17 protein-coding genes and 2 pseudogenes are annotated in these 21,117 nt (G+C 73.8%); 10 read left to right on the top strand and 9 right to left on the bottom strand.

Going from position 1 to position 21,117, the window contains the following annotated elements; translation table 11 throughout:
* The first annotated feature begins 2 nt into the window (after nt 1–2).
* Together ABZ738_RS25175 and ABZ738_RS25170 are read left to right on the top strand one after the other, a co-directional pair.
* A complete protein-coding gene (locus ABZ738_RS25175; RefSeq protein ID WP_357216965.1) occupies nt 3–1,100 on the top strand; it encodes a hypothetical protein in 1,098 nt (365 codons plus the stop codon).
* 224 nt (nt 1,101–1,324) lie between these two features.
* Nucleotides 1,325–1,531, top strand: coding sequence for a hypothetical protein (locus ABZ738_RS25170; RefSeq protein ID WP_117228195.1), 207 nt, complete (start codon nt 1,325–1,327; stop codon nt 1,529–1,531).
* 280 nt (nt 1,532–1,811) lie between these two features.
* Here ABZ738_RS25170 and ABZ738_RS25165 read toward each other — a convergent pair whose 3' ends face one another.
* The 5 genes from ABZ738_RS25165 to ABZ738_RS25145 all read right to left on the bottom strand — a co-directional run bounded on the left by ABZ738_RS25165 (nt 1,812) and on the right by ABZ738_RS25145 (nt 10,104).
* Nucleotides 1,812–3,440, bottom strand: a complete 1,629-nt coding sequence (locus tag ABZ738_RS25165; protein WP_357216962.1) for a hypothetical protein — start codon at nt 3,438–3,440, stop codon at nt 1,812–1,814.
* A gap of 174 nt (nt 3,441–3,614) precedes the next feature.
* Nucleotides 3,615–5,705 (bottom strand): amino acid transporter, encoded by a 2,091-nt coding sequence (locus tag ABZ738_RS25160; protein WP_357216959.1) that lies wholly within the window; start codon nt 5,703–5,705, stop codon nt 3,615–3,617.
* Nucleotides 5,706–5,710: 5 nt separating this feature from the next.
* Complete coding sequence (locus ABZ738_RS25155) at nt 5,711–6,106, bottom strand: hypothetical protein (protein WP_357216956.1); 396 nt, start codon at nt 6,104–6,106, stop codon at nt 5,711–5,713.
* 257 nt (nt 6,107–6,363) lie between these two features.
* On the bottom strand, nt 6,364–7,134 hold the full coding sequence (locus ABZ738_RS25150) for a DUF5995 family protein (RefSeq protein ID WP_131056251.1): 771 nt from the start codon (nt 7,132–7,134) through the stop codon (nt 6,364–6,366).
* An 84-nt stretch (nt 7,135–7,218) separates the two neighbouring features.
* Nucleotides 7,219–10,104, bottom strand: a complete 2,886-nt coding sequence (locus ABZ738_RS25145) for an AAA family ATPase (RefSeq protein WP_131056253.1) — start codon at nt 10,102–10,104, stop codon at nt 7,219–7,221.
* A 137-nt stretch (nt 10,105–10,241) separates the two neighbouring features.
* Between ABZ738_RS25145 and ABZ738_RS25140 the strand changes: the two are divergent.
* Nucleotides 10,242–11,483: pseudogene (locus ABZ738_RS25140) on the top strand (adenylate/guanylate cyclase domain-containing protein); the annotation flags it as partial.
* Nucleotides 11,484–12,134: 651 nt separating this feature from the next.
* Here ABZ738_RS25140 and ABZ738_RS25135 read toward each other — a convergent pair.
* The gene (locus ABZ738_RS25135) at nt 12,135–12,701 is read right to left on the bottom strand and encodes a dienelactone hydrolase family protein (RefSeq protein ID WP_357216997.1); all 567 of its coding nucleotides are present in this window, start codon (nt 12,699–12,701) and stop codon (nt 12,135–12,137) included.
* Between the two features lie 166 nt (nt 12,702–12,867).
* Nucleotides 12,868–13,308, bottom strand: a pseudogene (paaI, locus tag ABZ738_RS25130) (hydroxyphenylacetyl-CoA thioesterase PaaI); the annotation flags it as partial.
* Nucleotides 13,309–13,479: 171 nt separating this feature from the next.
* Between paaI and ABZ738_RS25125 the strand changes: the two are divergent.
* Complete coding sequence (locus tag ABZ738_RS25125; RefSeq protein ID WP_176094416.1) at nt 13,480–14,241, top strand: class I SAM-dependent methyltransferase; 762 nt, start codon at nt 13,480–13,482, stop codon at nt 14,239–14,241.
* Between the two features lie 31 nt (nt 14,242–14,272).
* Here ABZ738_RS25125 and ABZ738_RS25120 read toward each other — a convergent pair whose 3' ends face one another.
* Together ABZ738_RS25120 and ABZ738_RS25115 are read right to left on the bottom strand one after the other, a co-directional pair.
* Nucleotides 14,273–14,608, bottom strand: a complete 336-nt coding sequence (locus ABZ738_RS25120; protein WP_176094417.1) for a hypothetical protein — start codon at nt 14,606–14,608, stop codon at nt 14,273–14,275.
* An 86-nt stretch (nt 14,609–14,694) separates the two neighbouring features.
* On the bottom strand, nt 14,695–15,984 hold the full coding sequence (locus ABZ738_RS25115; RefSeq protein ID WP_176094418.1) for an MFS transporter: 1,290 nt from the start codon (nt 15,982–15,984) through the stop codon (nt 14,695–14,697).
* A gap of 168 nt (nt 15,985–16,152) precedes the next feature.
* On the opposite strand from ABZ738_RS25115, the gene ABZ738_RS25110 reads away from it, so the two are divergent.
* The 6 genes from ABZ738_RS25110 (at nt 16,153) to ABZ738_RS25085 (ending at nt 21,117) form a co-directional block, all read left to right on the top strand.
* Nucleotides 16,153–17,139, top strand: a complete 987-nt coding sequence (locus ABZ738_RS25110; protein ID WP_176094419.1) for a LacI family DNA-binding transcriptional regulator — start codon at nt 16,153–16,155, stop codon at nt 17,137–17,139.
* A 213-nt stretch (nt 17,140–17,352) separates the two neighbouring features.
* Entirely contained in the window at nt 17,353–18,102 is a 750-nt protein-coding gene (locus ABZ738_RS25105) for a DUF3153 domain-containing protein (RefSeq protein WP_357216950.1), read from the top strand.
* A gap of 84 nt (nt 18,103–18,186) precedes the next feature.
* Nucleotides 18,187–18,522 (top strand): hypothetical protein, encoded by a 336-nt coding sequence (locus ABZ738_RS25100; protein ID WP_131054723.1) that lies wholly within the window; start codon nt 18,187–18,189, stop codon nt 18,520–18,522.
* 12 nt (nt 18,523–18,534) lie between these two features.
* Nucleotides 18,535–19,146, top strand: coding sequence for a glycine zipper family protein (locus ABZ738_RS25095; RefSeq protein ID WP_131054722.1), 612 nt, complete (start codon nt 18,535–18,537; stop codon nt 19,144–19,146).
* A complete protein-coding gene (locus tag ABZ738_RS25090; RefSeq protein ID WP_131054721.1) occupies nt 19,143–19,832 on the top strand; it encodes a carboxypeptidase-like regulatory domain-containing protein in 690 nt (229 codons plus the stop codon). Before ABZ738_RS25095 ends, ABZ738_RS25090 begins: the two co-directional genes overlap by 4 nt.
* A 22-nt stretch (nt 19,833–19,854) precedes the next feature.
* Nucleotides 19,855–21,117, top strand: a complete 1,263-nt coding sequence (locus tag ABZ738_RS25085; RefSeq protein WP_131054720.1) for a phage tail sheath subtilisin-like domain-containing protein — start codon at nt 19,855–19,857, stop codon at nt 21,115–21,117.

Here is a 21,117-nt window from a genome sequence, read left to right as displayed (position 1 = left end):
CCGTGGGCGACTCCTTCGGGAGCTGGCTGATACTGCTCGTGGCGCTGCTGGCGGGTCTGGCGGTGGGCTGGGTGCTGCTGCGCGGCCGACGGGGCGAACCTCCCGCGTCGACCACCGCGAGCGCCACCACCAGCGAGCCGAGCCCGGCCGCCACCGTCAGCGAGCCGATCCCGGCCGCCGTCGAGACCGAGCCGACCCCCGCCGCCGTCGAGACCGCACCGCCCCCCGCCGCCACCATCGCGGAACCGGCCCCGACCGCCGTCGAGACCGAGACGGTCCCGACCGCCGCCGACACCTCCGCCGCCGAGACCTCCGCCGTCGAGACCGAGCCGACCCCGGCGCTGGCCGAGACCGCGCCCGCCGCCGAGACCACCGCCGCTACCGAACCCACCGCCGCTGCGGATACCAGCACCGTTGGCGAGCCCTCCGCCGCCGTCCAGGCCGAGCCGACCCCGGCGCTGGTCGAGACCGCGCCTGCGGTGGACGCCGAGCCGGTCGCCGCACAGCCGGCAGTCGACGCTCCGGTCACCACCGAGCCGGTCACCCCGGACCCGGTCGTCGCGCCCGCCGACAGCACTGCGCCGGAGCCGGTGTCCGCCCTCGACGGACCTGCCGAGACCGACTCCGCCGAACGGCCCACCGTCGCCACCCCGCCGGTACGGCCCACCCCGGCCGCCGACCCCACGGCGGCCACCACCACCGCACCGGTCACCACCGAGGCCACCGCGTCGCCGGACGCCACCGCGCCCGCCACCGAGCCGGCCCCTGCCGAGCCGGTGACCGCCGAGCCGGTCGCTACGGAGGCAGTCGCCACCGAGCCGGTCACTGCCGGGCCCGCTGCCGAGCCGGTGACCGCCGCGTCCGTAGTGGCCGCACCCGCTGCCGCCGGGGCTGCCGACGACTTCCGGCGCATCCAGGGGGTCGGGCCGAAGATGGCCGCCGCGCTGCAGGGTGCGGGCATCGTCACGTACCGGCAGTTGGCCGAGCTGGACGAGGCCGCGCTGCGGGAGGTCATCAAGGGTGCCGGACTGCGCGCCACCGCGAGCCTGGTCACCTGGCCGCAGCAGGCGAAGGTGCTGGCGGCCGGCGGCACCGACTGACCGATCGCCCCCACGGGCCGCCGACGCGGACGGGTCTTCGGACCGTCCCGGGTCGGCGGCCCGTCTCGTTGTCGTCACGGCGGGTACACCCCGTGGCCCTGCTGCGGGTCGGAGTCGCCGTCGCTCTGCTCGTCGTCGGGGCCACGCCGACCTCCGTTTGACCGTTCGGTCCGACTGGGTACAAGGCCCGGCACCGTGCAACCCACCGGACCGTGGAGGAAGCCATGCGTGGCACGTCGATATTCGGAGTCCTGGTCGTGATCTGGCTCATCATCGGCGCGGTCGCCGCCGGCCAGCGCGGCTACTACGACAACGAGGAGACCAACTGTGCCGAGTTGGGCACCATACTGGTGACCATCGTCGCCGGGCCGCTGAACTACGTCGGCGCCAACCCGCAGGTCGAGTGCGAACTGCCGCAGCCCTCGCAGTGACGCTTCCCGGGTCGGCGGCGGATGGCGCTGAGCGCCGCGTCGACGCTCACCCGGCGCCACCCGACATCACCTGTCGGTGTAATGCGGAAGCCACTCGATCCGGGATCGAGTGGCTTCCGTCGTGCCACGAGGCCACTCGATCCCGGATCGAGCGTGATCTTGGGGATAGGGCGACGGTCCCGGGACGGAGGTGCCCGGCGCCCAGGACGGTCCAGGACGGATCCGGCCCTCCGCCGTGGTCTCGAGGACCGGGTGGCGGAGGGCCGGACGTACGGGTGGATCAGCGGAAGCAGTGCGCCACCGGCGGACGGCTCCCCTCGCAGTTGGTGGGGCTGTTCTCGATCACGACGGTGTCGTCGTCGATCTTGAGCTGAGCCCGCTCGACCTGTGCGCCACCGGCCTTCACGGTCGCCCGGTTGCCGGTCACCTGGCTGCGGTATAGCGAGGCGGTGCCGGCGGTGACGAACAGCCCGGCACCCCGGGACCGTGGTCCGACCGCCGCGTTGTCCTGCACGTCGCTGCCGCGCACCAGCAGGTTGGACTTCTCGGCGTAGATGCCACCACCGTTGCCCCGGGTGGTGTTGTCCTGGATCACGCTGTCGTCCAGCGGCAGCAGGCCCTGGACGGTGGAGATGCCGCCACCGGCCACGGCGGCCAGGTTGTCCCGGATCGTCATCTGGCGCAGGATCAGCACCGCGTCCGAGTTGGCCAGGCCGCCGCCGGTCTGGGCGCTGTTGCCGATCACCGCGCTGTCGAACACCTTGGTACGCGCGGAGAAGCTGGCCATTCCACCGCCCTGCCCGGCGTTGTTCTGCACGAAGGTGGAGGAGTACACGTCACCGGCGGCCCGGAAGTTGGCCAGGCCACCGCCGTAGCTGACCGCGCTGTTGTGTCGGAACTCGGTGCGGTGCATGGTCATCACACCACCGTTGAGCAGGCCCCCGCCCTTGCCCTGGGCACCGGCGGCACGGTTGCCGATCAGTCGGCTGTCGCTGATCTGGAGGTTGCCGTCGTTGAAGATGCCCCCGCCGCCACCCTCGGCGGACAGCGAGGTGCTGTTCACCACGGTCACGCCCTCGACCACCGCGGTAGCGCCGTGCACGACGAAGAGGCTGCCGCCCTCCACCTTCGACCGGCCGTTGCGCAGGGTCACGTCCCGCAGGGTCAGCTCACCGCCGTCCCGCACGGTGAAGAACCGGAACTCCTCGGCGTCGGCGGCGCGCACGATGGAGGCGCCGGAGCCCTCGATGGTGATCCCGTGATAGATGACCGGCAGTCCGGCCGTGTCGTCCGCCGGGTTGCGCGGCGGCGCCTCGGCGTCGCCCGGGGTCTCGGCGGCGTCCGCGGCATCCCGCGCGTCGCGGATGCCGCCGTCGTACTCGTCGACCTGCACGAAGGCGTGGGTCAGCGTGTAGGTGCACTTCTCGGCCAGGTGCAGTGTCGCGCCGCCCTCGGCGTTGGCGCGGACCAGCGCCGCGACGAGTCGGGCGGAGTCGCACGGCACCCGGATCGCCTCGCCCTGCGGCGGGCGACCGTTGCGGGTCGGCAGCCGGTCGGCGGACGCGTCGTCGCCGCGTCCGGAGGCCGAGCCGTCGCGGTGGCCGCCCCGCGTGCCGTCCGCGTCGCCGCCGTCGTGCCGCCACTCCGGGCGCTGGCGGTCCGGGCCCTGCTGATCCGGCCGCTGCCGGTTCGCACCGGGACTGGCGTCCGGGACACCGGGAACGTCGGAGTACATCGCGGCGGCCCGACCCGTGCTCGGGGCCGGTGTCCGGCTCTCGGTGGCCGAGGCGACGGCGGTCACGCCCGCCGCCCCGACCACCAAAGTTCCCGCCATCAGGCCGCCGGCCAACAGCCAACGGGACCGCCGTCCGGGTCGACCCGACCCAGGGCTGCCTCGGTAGGTGGACATCAAGGTTCCTGCCTCTCGTGCATGCGAAGACACGGCCGCGCCGAAGCGGGCGCGGGGTGGCGGACGTCGCCTCCGCCACCAGAGGTCACCGTACGAGGATCAAGAACCCAAATCCGGCATACGTGAATAAGTAAGCCACTCGCGTTCATATTGCATCAGAGGGGACTCGGCTCGTCAGCCGACGTGGATGCCCGGCCGCCGGGCCGGGTCCGGCTCGGACTTGCGCAGGATCTCCCGGACCACCGGGGGTGTGTCGCCCCGCCCCAGGATCAGGTACCGCAGCAGGTGCGCGATCGGGTTGCCCTCGGACCACTCGAAGTGCGCGTGCGGGCGTACGCCGGTGGCGTCGCGCAGCGCCAGCAGGATCGCCGCGATGGCATTGGGCGCGGCCGGGCTGCTGGCCCGCAGCACCCGGTACCCGCCCACCTCGACGCCGCAGACCCGCAGCACGTGGCGGAACCCGGACGGGTCCACCACGTCGATCTCCAGGAACAGCACGTCGGTGGCGCCCGGCACCGGATTCAGCCCCCGCTGGGCGCGCTCCTTGATGGTGTACTCCTTGACCGCGCCACTGCGCCGCTTGTGGGCGATCACGTGCAACCGGCCGTCGTGCGCCACCGAATCGGCCACGAACCGCCGCGCCACCTCGTCGAACTCGACCCGCTCCGCCCGCAGCTCGGTGGTCCGGCTGACCCGGGAGACCAGCGACACGGCGATGATGCCGAGGATGAACAGGCCGGAGATGGCGATCCCGTCCGGCTTCTCGATCACGTTCTCCACCAGGGCGTACACCAGCACCAGGGTGAGCGCGGTGAAGCCGACGGAGGCGGCGCGCTGGCGCCGGGCGATTGCGGCGATGGTCACCGCCACCGACGCCGAGACCATCATCGCCAGGATCCCGGTCGCGTACGCGCCGGCCTGCGCGTCGACGTCGGCGCGGAAGACGACGGTCAGCACGATGCAGACCAACGTGTAGACGATCACCACGGGTCGCACCGCACGGGCCCACTCCGGCGCCATGCCGTACGACGGCAGGTAGCGCGGCACGATGTTGATCAACCCGGCCATCGCCGAGGCACCGGCGAACCAGAGGATGAGCACGCTGCTCAGGTCGTAGACGGTGCCGAACGCCTCACCGACGTGCTCGTGCGCGAGGTAGGCCAGCGCCCGACCGTTGGCCGCACCGCCCGGCGCGAACTGCTCGGGCGGGATGAGCAGCGTGGTGACGAACGTGGTGGAGAGCAGGTAGACCGACATGATCAACGCGGCGGCGGTGAGCAGTCGCCGGGTGTTGCGGATGCGCGCGGCGAGCCGGGCCTCGGCGTCCCGGCCCTCCCCGGCGACCAGCGGCATCATGCTCACCCCGGTCTCGAAGCCGGAGAGCCCCAGCACCAGCAGCGGGAACGCCAGCGCCGCGGTCAGCGCCACGCCACCCGGGCCGCCGCCGTCCGTGGTCAGTGCCGCCGTCCAGTCCGCCAGCGGAGCGGGATCCGCGGCCAGGTCGGTCAGCGACACCACCACGATCACCGCGTTCAACACCAGGAAGACGGCGACCAGCGGCACCGCCACCGCCACCGCCTCCCGGAAGCCGAGCAGGAACACCCCGCCGAGGATCAGCAGCAGCACCACGGTGACCGTGACCGCCACCGCGGTCCCGCCGAACGCGTCCGGCAGGTACGGGTTCTGCAACATGTGCACCGTGGCGTCGGCGGAGGAGAGCGTGATCGTCACGATCCACGAGGTGGCGACGAATCCGAGCAGCACCAGTACGAAGACCTTGCCCCGCCAGAACGGCAGCAACCGTTCCAGCATCGCCACCGACCCCTGGCCGTGCGGGCTCTCCCCGGCCACCCGGCGGTACATCGGCAGCATGCCGAACAGGGTCAGCGCCACGATCAGCAGAGTCGCCAGCGGCGAGAGCGCCCCGGCGGCCAGCGCGGCGATGCCCGGCAGGTACGACAGGGTGGAGAAGTAGTCGACACCGGTCAGGCACATCACCCGCCACCAGGCGTGTGCTTTCGTCTGCCCCTCGGCCGTCTCCGGGCCGACCGGCTGCACCTGGTGCACGAAGAGCCACCGGCGCAGCCGGCTCTCCGGCCGGGCCGGTCCGGCCGGTACCGCGACCCGGTCGGGCACGGTGACCCGTCGGCCGGCCCGTTCGCCGGGGCGGGTCGGGTCCCGCGCCGCCCGCAGCGACGGCTCCGGTGTCCCGGACGCCGGGCGGCGCCGGTCCCGGCCCCGTCGCGCTCTGGTCCCGTCCCCCATCGCGGTCAGCCGCCGGGCGGTACGGCCAGTGCGCGGGCCAGTGCGGCGGGGTCGTCGACGGTCACCGTCAGCCCGGGATGGCGCGGACGGCCGCCCGGCAGCAGCGCCGGCACCGGTCGCGCGAAGCGGACGCAGAGCCCGGTGGCGGTGGAGCTGCCGAAGGTGACTCCGAGGTCGGCGGCGGACAGGCGCGGGCCGACCACCCGCCACCAGCGGTACGGGCCGGTGGTCTGGGTGTCCACGACGTTCGCCCGTTCGGTGCGCAGCCGCCAGGGGCCGAACCGCACCGTCAGTGTGTCGCCGTCGACCCGTACCCAGGCGGTGGCGGGCCGTACCCCGAGCAGGGCCAGGAGCGGGCGCAGCACCGGGTCGAACCGGAACGGGAAGAGGTGCGTGGTCATCCCCGGACCCGTCGGCCGACCCGGTCCCCCGGCCGACTCGGACGAGGCGGTGCGGCGGGACGCGGGCGGGGCCGTGCGGCGGGACGCCGGAAGGCAGCGGTCATGGGCGCCGCGTACCCCGCGAAGGCCGGCCGACACCCCCCAGGCCGGCCGGCCTCCTGTTTCCCCCCGTGCTCACCACCGGGCGACGGCGCCCGGGCGGGTCGGATGCCCCCGTGCCTCGCCGTCGGGCGAGGCGCGGGGACCCCCCGTCCCGGCTACTGCAGGAATGCCCCGAGAGGCGACAGCAGCAACCGACCGAGCGCGGCGGCCGTCTGGTCCAGCCGCGCGCGCTCGCGCTCGTGTCGATGCGGGTCGTGCCGGCATCGCCAGATTCGTTGTGCGTTGCGCCAGGCGACATCACGGGTGTACTCGACCAGCTCACCCTGGTACCAGTCGTCGATGTCGCCGTTGACCATGTCGATGAGCAGTTGCCACTGCTCCAGGTAGCCCCGACGCAGACCGGGGATCTTGTCGGCGAAGATCTTGTTGATCTCCAGGTAGTCGCGGTGCTGGTCGCTGCCCTCGACCGGCTCCGACTCCAGGTAGTCGAACGTGGTGACCAGCGCAAACGGCAGGTCGAAGTTGATGTGCGCATTGACGCCGGCAGCCGCCGACGGCAACGGCCGGGCGTCCGGGCCGCGCATCCGGTCGAAGAGGCAGGCCCACGCCTTGGGCGTATTGGGGCTGGAGTCGCTCCACATCCGCAGCGCGTCGAAGTAGCGGGCGGCGAACTCGACGTCCAGCCGGGACAGGAAGACCGGGTCGACGAACCGGTCGGCGTAGAGGCCGTCCAACACGCTCGTGGTGATGGTGAGGTAGAGCTTGTTGAAGTCGGCCAGCGGGCAGCTGTCCAGCAGCGGTGGCAGCCGGACCAGCATGTCCTGGAGCTTGGTCAGGTGGTCGACGACGGCGGGCACGTCGGCCGGGTGATCGGCGAGCAGGTCCACGATGTCCCGGTGCACTGGCCCCCAGACCGGTTCACTCACGCTGCCCCCTCGCTGCTCCCGGCCCCGGTCTCCCCGACGCCGGGCACAGCCTTTCAGGCGGGGACACCGCCGACATCAGTAGAACTACGTATCCGACACCGACACCCGACTACGCAGGAAGATGGCGCTCGCCTGGACCCGGGTGCGGACGTGGAGCTTGTCGAAGATGTGCGAGACGTGCACGCCGATGGTCCGCTCGCTGATGAACAGGCGCTGGCCGATCTCCTTGTTGGTCAGCCCCTCGGCCACCGCGGCGAGCACCTCGCGCTCGCGCGCGGTCAGCGCGGCCAGCTCGTCACCGGCACCCGGTGGCGGCTCGACCCGCCCGGAGGGGCGTTCCTCCAACTCCACCCGCGCCCGACCGGCGAGGGTACGGATCTCCTCGGTGAACGGCACCGCACCGAGTCCCTGCGCCATCTGGTACGCCTCCCGGAGCAGCCGACCGGCGGTCGCCGTACGGCGACGGCGGGCCAGCAGCGCCTCGGCCTGACGCAGCCGCGCGTAGGCCGCCGGGTAGGGGTGGTTGCGGCGGTCCCACTCGGCCGCCGCGCGGCCCCACAGATCCGGGTCGCTGTCGTCGAGGCGGCTCACCTCGGCGGCACAGAGCGCCAGATATCCGTCGACGACGTCGCGTACCGGCCGGGCCGCGGGCACGCTGCGCCCGGCCACCCGGTCGGCGATCTCGCGCAACCGGCGTACCGCGTTCTGGTCCACCGCGACGGTGCGGCTGGCGTGCGCCTCGGCCTCCGCGCGCAGCCCGTGCCAGACCAGCACGGCGAGGATCACCAGATCGTCGGAGCGGCTCTCGGTCAGGCCGCGCTGCACCGCGTGCCGGGCCACGTCGTGCCGCCCCTGCCACATCGCCAGGCCGGCGCGCAGGGTGAGCAGCGGGATGACGTGCCGGGCACCGCCACCGGCCAGCATGGTGGCCGCCGCGTCCAGGTCCCGGTCGGCGGCCTCGACGTCGCCGTACCCGACCGAGAGCCGGCAGCGGGCCAGCAGCATCTCCACCGCGTCCGCGCCGGACGGGCGGTGCCGCAGCGCCGCCGCGACGACCTTCTCCGCCTCGGCCCACTGCCCCACCCGGAACAGCCCGTTGGTCGCGACGGCCAGCAGCCGGGTCGCGTAGGCACGACCCAATCCCAGCTCGGCCACCCGCTCGGCACCCCGACGGGCCACCACCACCCCCTCTTCGAGGATGTTCAGCGGCCCGGTGAGCAGCTCCGCCAGGTGCAGGTAGGCCCGCGCCACGTCCTCCGGACGGCCGGCCCGCTCGGCGGTGTCCAACGCCCGCCGCAGCACCGCCAGCCCGGCGTCCGGATCCTCCAGGTACGCCTCGGAGAAGCCCAACGCCGCGCTGGCCAGCACCACCTCGGTGGTGGCGCCCTCGACCTGCTCCGCGAGGGCCAGCGCCTCCCGCGCCCGCCGGCCCGCGTCGGCGTACCGGCCGAGGTGCACCAGCAGCTCCGCCAGGTGCGCGGCGGCGGCGGCCCGCTGCCGGGGCGTGCAGTCGGCGGCGTCCAGCGCCTGCTGGTACTCCACCTCGGCCAACGCCGACCGTCCGGCGGCGGCCAGATATCGTGCCCGCCGGATGTGCAGCTCGCAGGCGGGCGGGCCGGTGTCGGTGGCGGCCAACTCCTCCAGCAGCGTCAGCGCCCGCGCGTACTCGCCGCTCTTGTGTGCGGCCTCGGCGGCCTGGCCCAGCAGCACCGCTCGGTCGACCCCGGCCCGGCCCTGGCTCAGATCCACCGCCACCGACCAGTGGCGGTGTGCCTCGGCGTAGCCGTACAGCCGCTCGGCCTCCTCGGCGGCGGCCACCGCCGCCGGCAACGCCCGATCCGGCTCACCGGCCAACCGCCAGTGGTGCGCCAGCCGGGCCTGGTGCAGCTCACCCGGCGCCGAGGTCAGCGCCTCGGCGTAACGCCGGTGCAGCAGGGCGCGTTCGGCGGGCAGCAGCTCGTCCTCCAGCACCTCGGCGACGAGCCGGTGCCGCAGCCGGTAACCGTCCTCGGAGCCGACCAGCAGCCGGTGCGCGACGGCGGCCTTGACGGCGGTGAGCAGGTCCTGCTCGGGCAGCCCGACCACCTCGGTGAGCAGCCGGTGCTCGACCGGTTCCACCCCGGCGGCGACCGCGTGCACGGCCTGGTGCGCCGGCTGCGGCAACGCGTCCACCCGGGCCAGGAACACCTCGCGCAACGTGTCGGACAGGTCGTCGCGGCCGTCGCGCAGGTCCCGGGACAACTCCTCCACCACGAACGGGTTGCCCCCGCTGCGTTGCCACAGCCGGTCGGCCGCCTCGGGCGCGACCGGGGCCCGGACGATCGCGGCGGCGAGTTCCTCGGTGGCGGCGCGGTCCAGCGGCGCCAGGTCCAGCACCCGCACCGACCGCAGCCGGCGCAACTCGGTCAACACGCGACGCAGCGGGTGCGCGCCCTGCAACGACTCGGACCGCACCGCCGCCAGCACCGACAGTTGCAGGTCGCCCAGACCGGCGAGCAGATAGAGCAGCAACTGTCGGGTGGTCCGGTCGACCCACTGGAGGTCGTCCAGCACCAGCACCAGCGGACGGCCACCGGCGATGACGCCCAGTCCCCGGGACACCCGCTCCAGCAGCGCCCCCGCGCCGTCCGGCCCGGTGGCGTCCTCGGCGAACACCCCGAGCAACGCGCGCACCGACGCGGTCGCGGCCGGCGGGAGGTCCGCGTCGAGACGCCGCAACGCCTGCCGCAACGGGTGCAGCGGTGAGGCGTCGCCGATGTCCAGACAGGAACCGGTGAGCACCAGCGCACCGCCCGCGCTCAACTGCCCGCCCACCTCGTGCAGCAGCCGGGTCTTGCCCACGCCGCTCTCGCCGGTGAGGAAGACCCCGGCCGTGTTTCCCGGCGCCACGTCGTCGAGCAACGCGGCGCGTACCGTCGCCACCAGGTCGGCCCGACCGACGAGCGGTGTGGTGTCCACGTCGCTGGCCATGGCTCGCAGCCTAGTCACAGCCGCCGCCCCCGTTCTACCGCCGCCGCGCCGCCCCTCCCCCACTCGCGTCGACATTGCGACCGAAGGTTGCGCTCGGCCGACATACGTCGTTCGGCAGATCCGCCGTCGGACCGGGGATGACAGTCTCCGGGACATCGTTGGCACGCACGGGGGGAGAGGCGGGTGCGATCTCGATGCCCATGTCGGTTGTCGCAGGTCAGCCGGCTCAGCGGGGGCGCTGGCCGGTAGCTGAGGAACGACGGACGTTGACTGTCCTCTTCGTCGACATCGTCGGGTCGACACGTCTGGTCGACCGGCTCGACCCGGAGGACGTCCGCACACTGCAACGGGTCTACTTCCGCACGGTCGCCCGGGTGCTGCGGCGCTGGGACGGCGTGGTGGAGAAGTACGTCGGCGACGCGGTGATGGCGTTGTTCGGCGCGCGGGCCGGGGACGGCTTCGAGGCGTACCGGGCGGTGCGGGCCGGGCTGGAGGTCCAGCGTGCCCTGGACCGCCGGCCACTAGAGACCGCGCCCGGGCTGCGGGTCCGCGTCGGGGTGGCCACCGGCGAGGCCGTGGTGGACCTGGCCGCCGGGCGCGACGGCGGGCACGGCATGGCCAGCGGCGCGGTGATCACGCTCGCCGCCCGCCTGCAGGAACACGCGCCGCACGGCGGTGTCGCGGTCTGCGAGACCACGCACCGGGCCGTCGCCGGCCTGATCGCGCTGCGCCCGGTGCCGGCGGTGACGGTCAGCGGCAAGACGCTGCCGGTCGGCGTCTGGCACGCCGTGGGCACGCTGCCGCCCCGGCCTCCGCGTCACGACACGCCGCTGGTCGGCCGGCACCGGGAGCTGGCCGCCGTCCGGGAACAGCTCGCCGAGGCGGTACGCGGACGCGGCGTCCGGCGGCTGGTGCTGACCGGTCCGTCGGGCAGCGGGCGGAGCCGGTTGCTGCGCGAGCTGGCCCGCAGCACGCCGACCGTGGACGGGATGCCGGTGCGGTGGTGCCTGACCGCCTGCCCGCCGTACCCGGACGGGCCGCTGGCGCCCGTCGTGGGTCTGGTGCGGACGCTGGCCGGCAGCCGTACCCCCGCCGCAAGCGCCGGTGTGCTCCGCGACCGGCTGGCCGCCGCACTCGGCGGGTCGGTGTCGGGCGACCACCTGGCGGCGGCGCTGGACACAGTGGACGATCTGGTGGCCGGCGTCGGTGGCGCCGCCGGGGCCCGGGCGGCGGTGCGCTGGCGGGACGTCCTGCTCGGGCTGGCCCGTCGTCAGCCGGTGGTGGTGGCCGTGGACGACCTGGACCGGGCCGCCCCGGCACTGCGCCGTCACCTGGACGCGCTGGTCGACCTGGCCACCGCGGACGGCCTGCCGCTGGTGCTGGTCGGCACCGGGGCGGGTGTCGACTCCGCCCGGCCGACGGCCCGGGTCCGGCTGCGTCCACTCGACGCGGTGACCGTCGGCCGGCTGCTGCGCCGGCTGCTGCGCCGGGCCGGTCAGCCGGGCGGTATGGTGGGTCGGCTGATCCCGCTGGTCGGCGGCAACCCCGGACGCGCGGTGGCGTACGTGCGGTCGCTCGCCGGGGCCGACCCGGCGCGGCTGCCGGTGCCGGAGAGCATCCGGCGGGCCGCCGAAGCCCGGCTGGACCGGCTCGACGGCACCCGGCGAGCGGCCCTGATGGCGGTCGCCGCCCTGCCGCCCGGCTGCCCGGTCGCCAACCTGGCCCGGGCACTCGGCTGGGCGGCGGCGCAGGTGGAGGCGGCCCTGCGTGCCCTGACCGGGGCGGGCCTGCTCGTCCGGCTGCCCACCGGCGGGCACGCTTTCGTCGATCCGGCGCTACGGGAGGTCGCCGTCGCCCGGCTCCCCCGGGCGACGCTGGCCACCTTCACCCGCCGGGCCGGTGTCCCGACCTCCGACGCCGACGCCGAGCCGGCACCGGCGGAAGGCTCGACGCGGCCGGCATCGGCGGCGCGACCGGCGGCAGGCACGGCGGCGCCGGGATCGGGGTGGTCGGGATCGGCGTGGTCGGGGTCAGCGATCGGCCAGGAAGGCCAGCGCGCGCTCCCAGGCGAGCGCGGCGGCGGCCGGGCCGTGGTCGGACACGGCCGGATCGGTGAACAGGTGGCCCGCCCCCGGGTAGCCGTAGACGGTGACGTCGGCGCCGACGGCGGTCATCTCCTGCCGCCACTGGTCGACCTCGCCCGGCGGGTCGTAGGGGTCCGGATCGGCCAGGTGCAACTCGACGGCCAGCCCGGCTCGGACGTCGGCGGGGGCGCCACCGGTGCCGTGCCACAGCAGCAGGCCGCCGCTGTCGGGGCGTTCGGCCAGCATCGCGCCGGCCACCCCGGCGCCCATCGAGAACCCGGCGAGCACGGTGTCGGGCGGCAGCCCGTCGAGCGAGGCCCGGGCGCGGTCCAGCACCGTCTCCTGCCCGATCCGGCTCAGCAGGGCGAACCCCTCCTCGACGGTGTCCACGGCAGGCACCTCGTACAGGTCGGGCGCGTGCACCTGGTGTCCGGCGGCGCGCAGCCGGTCGGCCGCGTCCCGCACCGCGGGCCGCAGCCCGTACACAGAGTGGAAGAGTGCGACATGTGCCATCCGCTCATCGTGCCGGACGGCACCGACACCGTCGGACCGCCGCGCGCGGGTGGCGCGGTCAGTCTCGGTCGACCCCGGCCCGTCCGCCGTCCGGTGACGCCGACTCCGGTGCGCCGTCCGGCCGCGCCGGAGCCGCTACGCCGTCCCCGGCACCGGCGTCCGGCCGGAGGACCCGGCTGTGACCCCGGAACTCGGCGATTACCTGTCCGTCCGCGCGGCTCACCGTGACGTCGTAGATTCCGCTGCGGCCGTACCGGGTCCGTTCCGTGGCCCGGGCGGACAGCACGTCCCCCTCGCGGGCCGGGCGGACGAAGGTGATCTCGCCGCCGGCCGCGACGGTGGCCGGGCCGTGACTGTTGCACGCCAGCGCGAAGGCGGTGTCGGCGAGCAGGAAGACGAAGCCGCCGTGGGCGATGCGGTGGCCGTTGACCATGCTGTCGGTGACCCGCATCCGGGCCACTGCGGCGCCGCCCGCGGCGCTGACCAACTCGATGCCGAGTCGGTTCGACGCGACGTCGGCCTCGAACATCTCGTGCGCGGCGGTGCGCGGGTCCACCTGGCTCCCGGCGTGGTCGGCGGGGCCCTGCGCCCCGGGGACCGCCATCATGCCACCGCCGCCCGGTGCGCCCGGCGCGGCGGGTCCCGTGACGACGACCGGGCCGGATCGGTGTCCCCGATCCGGCCCGGCACTGATCATCGCCCCGCCATTGTCTCGCAGTTGCACATTGTTGGCAACAAGACTGGACACCGACCCGCCGATGTAACTAGCCTGCTCGCCATGAGTCCTTACATGACCGATGCCGCCGCGTGGCAGGAGAGCTGGGACCGGCAACAGGAGGCGTACCTGCCGGACCGGGAGCACCGCTTCACCACCATGCTCGACGCGGTCGACGCGGTCCGCGACACCACCGCTGCGCCACGACTGCTGGACCTGGCCGGCGGCACCGGCACCATCTCGCTGCGCGCGCTGCGCCGCTTCCCCGACGCCGAGGTGACCCTGGTCGACCTCGATCCGGCCCTGCTCGCCCTCGCCACCGCCTCGCTCGGCGACCGGGCCACCATCGTCACCGCCGACCTCAACCGGCCGGACTGGGTGGACGCCCTGCCGCACCGTGACTACGACGCGGTGCTCACCGCCACCGCGCTGCACTGGCTGCCCGCCGACCGGCTGACCGGGCTCTACGCCGAGGTCCGCGAGGTGCTGCGCCCCGGCGGCCTGCTGGTCAACGCCGACCACATGCCCGACGACACCCTGCCCGAGCTGACCACACGCCTGCTCGCCCGGGCCGAGGCGCGCCGGGCGGCGCGCTACGCGGCGGGCGCGGTGCCCAACTGGGCGCAGTGGTGGGAGCACGCCGCGCAGGACCCGGAGCTGCGCCCACTCGTCGAACGGCGGCACGCCATCTATCCGACGGGACACAGCCAGGAGTGGAGCCCACCGGTCTCCTGGCATCTCGGCGCGCTCTCCGAGGCCGGCTTCACCGAAGTCGGCACGCTCTGGCGCGGCGGCGCGGACGCGGCGGTCGTCGCCGTCCGGTGACCGCCCGCGCGGCGGCCACCGGACGGACCCGTCAGCGGGCCCGGCGTTCCGGGTGCGCCCGGTTCCAGGCCCGCATCCGTTCCGGGTACCCGACCTTGGTCGCCTCGTACAGCGGGATGGCGTGCTTGCGGGCCATCTTCCCGGCGGCCCGGGGCGTCCCGGTACGCCGCCGGATCCACTCACCGTCGTGCGCGATGGCGACCACGGTGGTGTCGGTGGCGGTGGTCTCCGGTTCGAGATAGAACTCCACCCCCTGCCGGCTGGTCGCGAACTCCTCCAGGGAGGCGAGGTCCTCCGGGGTCGCCTCGCGGTCCAGTTTCGTCGGGGTGCCCTCTGCGGCCCGGGGCCGCCGGCTGAACCAGCCCATTGCCCGGCTCCTCTCCTCGGCGCGCCTCCCAGTGCAGCACCCGGACCTGGCAGTTCCCTGGACGGCCGATGTACGGGCCCTGGTCGCTACGCCTCCGGACGGGGAGAACCCGTCCGCTCCGGCTCCGGGGCGCCCGCCCGCTCCGGCTCCCCCGTGGCGCCGGAGACGGGCGGACGGGTGACCCGCACCAGCAGCAGGGTCGGCAGCAGCAGCAACGGCACCACCAGCAACGCGTGCAGCGTGCCGATCCGGTCACCGAGCAGCCCCAGCAACGGCGGTCCGGCCAGGAACGCGGTGTACCCGATCACCGCGACCACGCTGACCCGGACGTGGGCGTGCTCCTCCTCGTCGGCGGCGGCGCTCATCCCGACCGGGAAACCGAGCGAGGCGCCGATCCCCCACAGCACCACGCCGACCACCGCGACCGGGCCGGAGCCGGCCAGGATCGCCACACCGGCGCCGACGATGGCGAGCAGGATGGTCACGGTCAGCACCGGCACCCGCCCCCACCGGTCCAGGGCCACCGTGCCGAGCGTCCGGCCCACGGTCATGCCGGTCACGAAGACGGCGAAGACCGCCGCGCCGGCTGCCTCGCTGAAGCCGTACCCGTCGATGAAGGCGACCGCGATCCAGTCGTTGGCGCTGCCCTCGGCGAACGCCGCCGCCAGGACCACCAGACCGATGAGCAGGGTGCGCGGCTCCCGCCAGGCGGCGAGCAGGGACTTTCGACCGCCACCGGCGCCCTCGCTCTCCGCACCGGGTGCGGCGGGCAGGAACGCGCGGGCGCCCAGCAGCGTGCCGACGAGCACCACCGCCGCAAGGACCCCGAGGTGGACGGCGACCGGCAGGCCGAGCCGGGCGGCCCCGGCGCCCAGACCGGCACCGGCCACCGAACCGAGACTCCACGCCGCGTGGAACCGGGGCATCACCGTCCAGCCCAGGCGGCGTTCGACGATCGCGCCCTCGATGTTCATCGCCACGTCGCAACTGCCGGAGCCGTACCCGAGCGCGAACAGGCCCACCGCCACCCCGGGCAACGAGCCGGCCACCGCCGACACCCCGGCCACGGTGAGGCCGAGGGCGACCACGGTGGTGGAGAACACCACCGCGCGGGCCGCGCCGAGACGCTGGGTGAGCAGACCGGCGGTGGGCATCGCGACGATCGCGCCGATGGACATGGCGAGCAGGAGCAGGCCGAGACGACCGGGGCTGAGTTCCAGCCCGTCGCGGACCGCCGGCACCCGGGAGAACCAGGTCGCGACGGCCAACCCGTTGAGCGCGAACACCACCGCCACGCCGTTGCGGGCGGCCAGCACCGCCCGGGGCGGACCCGAGGTGACCGGTGGTGTCGCGGGCGTGCTGATGACGGGATCCATGGAACTTCCCGGTCCTCTCGACGGCGGTGGGAGCGCAGGCAACGATCACACACCTGGGAGCGCTACCACCACAATCCATCTCCGGTCCTTACCCCCGGGCGTCCGGCGAGGCATGATGCGGGTGGGAGCCCGCGTACCAGGCGGGCCGAGGGCAACAGGGAGACACCAATGACCACGGCACGCCGGCCGGCAACCCTGGACGACGTCGCCCGAGCCGCCGGAGTCTCCCGCTCCACGGCGTCACGGGTCATCGCGGGCAACGGGTTCGCGTCACCGACCGCGCGGGAGCGGGTACGCACCGCGGTGGACGAGCTCGGCTACGTACCCAACCCGGCCGCCCGGGCGCTGGTGCACGGCACCGGCGTACGGCTGCTGGTGGCGGTTGCCGGCACCGACCCGGCCGTGCTCGACGACAGCTACGTCGACCAGGTGCTCGGCGCCACCGCGCGGGTCTGCGCACCACACGGCCTGGGCGTCACCGTCGACTGGGTGCCGTTGCACGCCCCGGAGCGGCTGGTCCGGCTGACCGACGACCGGGGCGTGACCGGGTTGATCCTGGTCAACACGACCCCGGCTCTGCTGGAACTGGTGCCGCGCCGGCTGCGGGGGCGAGCGGTGTCGATCGGGGTCGGTTCGGCCACCGTGCCGTCGGTGGACATCGACAACGGCGGCGCCACCGAGGCCATCGTCCGTCACCTCTACTCCGGCGGTCGCCGTCGGATCGCGATGGTCACCGGCCCCCCGTGGTTGACCTGCGCGAACCGCTCGGTGGACGCGTACCGGGGGTTGCTGCGCGACGCGGGCCTGCCGACGCGCGAGGTGGTCGGCGACTTCTCCGTGGAGCGGGGCCGCTCCGCCGCCCGCGAGGTGCTGCGCCGCTGGCCGGACACGGACGCGATCGTCGGGATCAGCGACGCGACCGCGCTGGGCGTGATCGGTCGGCTCCGCGCCGACGGCGTACAGGTGCCCGGCGACGTCGCGGTGACCGGCTTCGACGACATCCCGCTGGCCGCCGTGACGGCTCCGGCCCTGACCACCGCCAGTCACCCGGTACGCCAGATCGCCAGCGCCGCCGCCACCATGGTGCTGGAGCACCGGCACGCCCCGATGCGCACCCGCTTCCCGTCCGCACTGGTGCGCCGCGACAGCGCCTGACCACAATCTTTCAGGATATCCAATTCAGCGGTACGGGGACTCGGCCGAATGTGACCGGAAATCGGTAAGATCGGCGACTGCCATCTGACTGATCGCTGACTGATGGCTCGGGCGGCGAACGCACAGACTGAGCCCATGAAATCGGGGCCCGGGCGCACCAGGATACTCCGCGGCGCGGCGTGTCTCGTCCTTCTGGCGGTTCTTTCCGGCTGTATGCAACTGAACGCCGGGCTGACCGTCAACGCCGACGACACGGTCAGCGGACAACTCCTGCTGACCGCCGAACGCACCGTGCTGACCACCAACAACAAGACGGTCGAGGCCGGCTTCGCCGAGCTTCGGCAGAACATCCCGGCCCTGCCCGAAGGCACCGAGAGCCGGTACGAGGACGCCACCCACTACGGCTCTCAGATCAACTACCGGAATGTCCCGCTCGATCAATTCGACAGCGAAAGTCTGAGCATCGTCCGACAGGGCGACGACCGGTACGTGTTCACTCTTCCGCTCGATCCGAAGAAGTACGGCGGAAAAGTGGCCGAACAGAATCCGGCCAATCAGGCGCACTTCATGACGCTGATGTCGTTCGAGATCTCGGTGACGTTTCCCGGACGCGTGCTGGACGTCGGCGCGGGCGGTCAGGTCAACGACCGGACGGTCACCTGGCGGGTCGCCCGCAACCAGCCGAAGCCACCGGAGCTGCGGGCCGTCGCCGAGGCACCACCCCGACCGTCCGCCCCGGCGGACGAGGAGAGCGGCGGGAGTTTCCCGTGGCTGCTGGTCGGTGCCGGTGCGGTGATCCTGCTGCTGGTCGCGGCGCTCGTCGTACTGCTGCTGCGTCGGCCCGGCACGGGCCCGGCGGACGGCGGCGCACCGACGCCCGGCGGACCGGGCACCTCCGGTGGTCCGGGCACCATCGGTCCGGCACCGCACACCACGACCGGCGGCGTGCCGGGCTCCGGCTGACGCAGGTCAGCCGGCACCGTCGCCCGCCCGGCGGGCGGCACCAAATCCCACCTCGCACCACGCGAAACCGAAGGGAGATCGGCGATGAACGATCTCTTCACCTGGGCGGCGCTGGGCAGTCTGACCGGCGCGAGCGCCGCGACGCTGCTGGCCACGAACGTCATCGGCGGGCTGATCGGCCCGAGTGCCGACACGGCACGCAAATGGATCGCGCTGGGTATCGCCCTGCTGCTGTCGTACCTCACCGCGGCCTTCGCCACCGACGCGGGCGCCGAGAAGTGGATCATCGCCTTCTTCAACGGCCTGGTCATCTTCTCCGCCGCCCTCGGCGTCAACCAACTGCCTCCCGGCAACCGGCAGGCGACTCCGACCCGGCTGGCGCAGGGCAACGAGCCCCGCTTCATCCGCTCCTGGGCCTAGAGGGGAACCGTCATGGCCGTCTTCGGAGTCATCAGCGCCGCCGTCCACGTCGCGGCGGGCACGGTCCTCGGCGGGCTGCTGGGCGGACCCGTCGGGCTGCTCGTCGGGGCGGGCGTCGGTCTGGTCGTCGGCATCGTCTTCGGATGGTCGATCACCTCGGCCCGGGTCTACGGGGCCGACGCCCGAGGGATCTTCCTGTTCGTCGTCGACCACACGTGGAGCCTGCTGAACACGGTGGTGGGCGCGACCTACCTCGCGGTGCACCTGGTCTTCGGCCACTCGCTGGACCGGGCCACCTCGCAGCACAGCTGCCGGGTCAACGTGGTGGAGGGCGTCTCGCCGCGCTACGCCACCACGCTGGGCACGGTCTGCGCCGGCTCCGGGCCGGGCATCCAGCGCCACGAGGACGTGCACATCTTCCAGGCCCGACTGCTCGGACCGCTCTACATCCCGCTGGTCCTGGCCAACTACGTGCTGTTCACCATCGCGCCGGTGTGGCTGCTCTACCACGACCACACCGGCGCCCCGATCAACCGCTTCACCCGGTACTTCGAGATCGGCGTCTACCCGCACGTGTGGAACGAGGCGATCGCGTACCGCATCCAGGGGACGCCGCCGCGATGACCGGAGGCGGCCCGATAGAGACGGCCACCGCCGAGCTGGCGGAGTGGCTGGCCGGGGCGGCGGGAGACGCCGTCCCGGTCGGTCCGCCCGGGTCCGGTCCGGCGGCGGGCGGGCTGACACTGTGGCCGCTGGAGTTGCGCCCGGCCCGGCAGACCCGGGGCAGCGGCGGCCCCGAGCCGTACCGGCTCGTCGCCCGCTACCTGCTCGCCGCAGACGGGCCGGAGGCGCTGGCGACGTTGGACCGGGTGCTCGTCGCGGCGACCGGAGGAAGCGGACACACGCTCGTGCTGGAGGCCGGTGACCCGGCGCTGTGGGTGGCCCTCGGCGTCCCGCCCCGGCCGGCCCTGCTGATCGACGTACCGGTGCAGGTCACCCACCCGCACGAGCCGGCACCGCCGGTGCTGCGTCCGCTGCGGCTGCGGCAACTGGAGATGCTCACCTTCGACGGCCGCGTCGTCGGTCCCGCCGACCAGCCGCTCGCCGCGATGCGGGTGGAGGTCGTCGGTCAGCCGTACGCGACCCGGACCGATCCGGCGGGACGGTTCCGGGTCGTCGGCGTGCCGCACGACCCGCAGCAGCCCGGAACGGTACGGCTCCGGCTCACCGGTCGGGGTCAGGTGCTCACCGCCGAGGTGGACCCGACCGACACCGACATCGTCATCGTCTGCGCGCCACCGACCCGCTGACCCGACCCGTACGGGAGGACCGATGCCCAGCTACTTCTCACCCGGGATCTATGTCGAGGAGGTGCCTGCCGGTGCCCGGCCGATCGGACCGGTCGGCACCAGCACGGCAGCCTTCGTCGGCGTGGCTCCGGACCGCACGGCCCGTCTCGGCGAGGCCCTCGCCGTGAACAACTGGACCGAGTTCCTCCGCCTCTACGCCGACGGTGACGAGTTCGAGAGCACCCCGTTGGCCCGCGCGGTCTTCGGTTTCCTCGACAACGGGGGCACCCGCTGCTGGGTGGTCAACGTCGGCGAGGGCGGCGCGCTCACCGGCAGCGGACGCCAGCGCGGCGGACTGGACCTGCTGGAGGCTATCGACGAGATCTCCATCGTGGCCGCGCCCGGCTTCCACGACGCGGTCGCGCACGAGGCGCTGCTGAGCCTGGCCGAGCGCACCCGCACGATGGTCGCCATCTGCGATCCCGCTCCCGACATCGACGACATCTCGACCTTGACCCGGGTGGCCACGGCCGGCTCCGGTCGGGCGGCGAAGCCCACCGAGGGCGGCGACAGCCCCGCCAGCTCGGGTGGCTCCGGCGGCGCGGGCGGGGGTACGACCGGGTCGAGCGGCGGCCCGCAGGCGCACCGGCCCCGGCAGTCCGACTTCGGCGCGCTGTACTTCCCCTGGCTCCGGGTCCGCGACCCGCTCAGCGGCGACCTGGTGCTCACCCCGCCGAGCGGGCACCTGGCCGGCATCTGGGCCCGCACGGATGCCCTGCGCGGCGTGCACAAGGCTCCCGCCAACGAGCCGGTACGCGGTGCCGTCGACCTGGGTCATCTGGTCACCCGATCCGAGCACGACGTGCTCAACCCCAAGGGCGTCAACGTGATCCGGTACTTCCCCGGCGAGGGCATCCGCGTCTGGGGCGCGCGGACACTCGCCGCCGAGGCCAGCGAGTGGCGGTACCTCAACGTCCGGCGGCTCTCCATCGCCATCGAGCAGGCCATCGCCAACGGCACCCGGTGGATGGTGTTCGAGCCGAACGACTACACGCTGTGGCGCTCCATCCGCCGGGACATCGGCGCCTTCCTGACCCGGGTGTGGCGCGACGGCGCGCTGCTGGGGCGTACGCCCGAGGAGGCGTTCTTCGTCAAGTGTGACGAGGAGACCAACCCGGCCGACGTCCGGGACGCCGGGATGGTGGTCGCGCACATCGGCATCGCGGTGGTCAAGCCCGCCGAGTTCGTGGTGTTCAAGCTGAGCCAGTGGGCCGGCGGCACCGAGACCGAGACGATTGGAGGCTGA

It is taken from the genome of Micromonospora sp. NPDC047793, from assembly GCF_040642635.1.
In the GTDB taxonomy this organism is placed as follows: domain Bacteria; phylum Actinomycetota; class Actinomycetes; order Mycobacteriales; family Micromonosporaceae; genus Micromonospora.
This window is presented reverse-complemented; position numbering and strand designations above follow the sequence as displayed.